Origin of the sequence: Pedobacter sp. HMWF019 (genome assembly GCF_003061025.1) — a bacterium.
Lineage (GTDB): Bacteria > Bacteroidota > Bacteroidia > Sphingobacteriales > Sphingobacteriaceae > Pedobacter.
On record NZ_QAIL01000578.1, the window covers coordinates 1 to 1,583 of the forward strand.

The 1,583-nt window shown below is 38.2% G+C and carries 3 protein-coding genes; all 3 read right to left on the reverse strand.

The genetic code is table 11. The features are described from left to right. Positions 1–617, reverse strand: a 617-nt coding sequence (gene nth / locus DBR11_RS27640; protein WP_108555766.1) for an endonuclease III, incomplete at its 3' end; no start/stop codon positions are given. Between the two features lie 62 nt (positions 618–679). Then, on the reverse strand, positions 680–871 hold the full coding sequence (locus tag DBR11_RS27645; RefSeq protein WP_108555767.1) for a hypothetical protein: 192 nt from the start codon (positions 869–871) through the stop codon (positions 680–682). Between the two features lie 95 nt (positions 872–966). Continuing rightward, positions 967–1,542 carry an RNA polymerase sigma factor gene (locus DBR11_RS27650; protein ID WP_108555768.1) on the reverse strand — a complete coding sequence of 192 codons (576 nt, stop codon included), beginning with the start codon at positions 1,540–1,542 and terminating at the stop codon, positions 967–969. Between the last annotated feature and the right edge of the window lie 41 nt (positions 1,543–1,583).

The window sequence follows — 1,583 nt, forward strand, 5'->3', positions numbered from 1 at the left end:
TAGCGGCACAGATGTGTGATTTCGCAGATACTGCATTTGGGCGATCTGGCTACACAGATATAACGGCCATGTAGTATAAGCCAATGATGAGCGATGTGGATGGTGTGCTGAGGAAGGTGTTTCACAAGATCTTTTTCAACAGCAAGTGGTGTTTTTCCGTTGGTAAGTCCAATACGGTTTGCCACTCGAAATACGTGCGTATCTACGGCCATGGCAGGTGCATTGTATATAACAGAAGCAATTACATTCGCAGTCTTTCTGCCCACGCCAGGAAGCTTTTGCAGGTCATTAATATCTGAAGGAACAAAGCTGCCAAAATCATTGACCAGCATGTTGGCCATGCCCACCAGATGTTTTGCTTTATTATTTGGGTAACTTACAGTTTTAATGTAATCGAATACAATATCTGAGGTTACTTCTGCTAAAGACTTTGGTGTAGGAAATCGTTGAAAAAGTGCAGGAGTAATCATATTTATCCTTTTATCTGTACATTGTGCAGACAAAATTACGGCGATAAGCAGCTGGAATGGGTTGTTGTAATGGAGTTCTGTTTCTGCATCTGGCTGTTTGGCCGAAAAATGTTCTACAAACAACCTGTATCGTTCTTTCTTAAGCATGTGCAAATATACTATCCGCAAGGACATAAAAAAGCTGCCCCGGAAGAGAGGCAGCTTTAAAATTACTTAGCCATGTTATAGGCAAGGATTTTTTGAATTACCTCATCACTGGGATCTTTCATCAGATTATCCAGCCCCGCCTTTAGATCGTCATAAGGGAAGGAGTCAATTTCTTCAAAAAATTCAGTGTTTGATTTTTCTGATTTCTGATGAAAATGAGATAGGTTGTTAATTGAAGTAGAGGTTGTTATCATAAGCAATAAACTGTTTTTTGTTTATTATTAAACGCAACAATCTACTGTTTATTTTAACCTGCAATAATAATTTTGAAACAAATTTCAATACGGGTTTATCCCACTTCTTTTACCTTCATCATCTTCCTTAAATTGCTCAGGGCATACCTCATTCTGCCTAAAGCAGTATTAATACTCACATCGGTCAGGTCTGCAATTTCTTTAAAGCTCAGGTCGGCGTAGTGACGCATGATTAGAACTTCTTTCTGTTCATCCGGTAATAGATGGATCATAGCTCTAAGATCCGTATGCGTCTGATCTCTGAGCATTCTGTCCTCTGCACTTTCTTCATAGATCTGCAGCATATTCAGAATGTCAGTTCCGTCAGAACTTGTAATAGCAGGTGCACGTTTTTCCCGTCTGAAATAATCGATAACCAGATTGTGCGCAATGCGCATTACCCAAGGCAAAAATTTGCCTTCTTCATTGTATCTTCCTGATCTTAATGTATTGATCACTTTTATAAAAGCATCCTGAAATATATCTTCTGCCAGATATTGATCTTTTACCAATAAATAAATAGATGTATATATTTTTGATTTGTGTCTTTTCAGAAGTTCTTCCAAAACAGATTCGTCCCCGTTAAGGTACAACTTCACCAGATCCTGATCACTATTTAATTGTAATTTCATAGGAGTATCTATACTAAATTCCCTTGCCTATTGCCTAAAAT

Excerpts from the sequence above, each read along its gene's own strand:
- DBR11_RS27645 (WP_108555767.1), bottom strand. The coding sequence starts at position 871 with ATGATAACAACCTCTACTTCAATTAACAACCTATCTCATTTTCATCAG.
- DBR11_RS27650 (WP_108555768.1), bottom strand. The coding sequence starts at position 1,542 with ATGAAATTACAATTAAATAGTGATCAGGATCTGGTGAAGTTGTACCTT.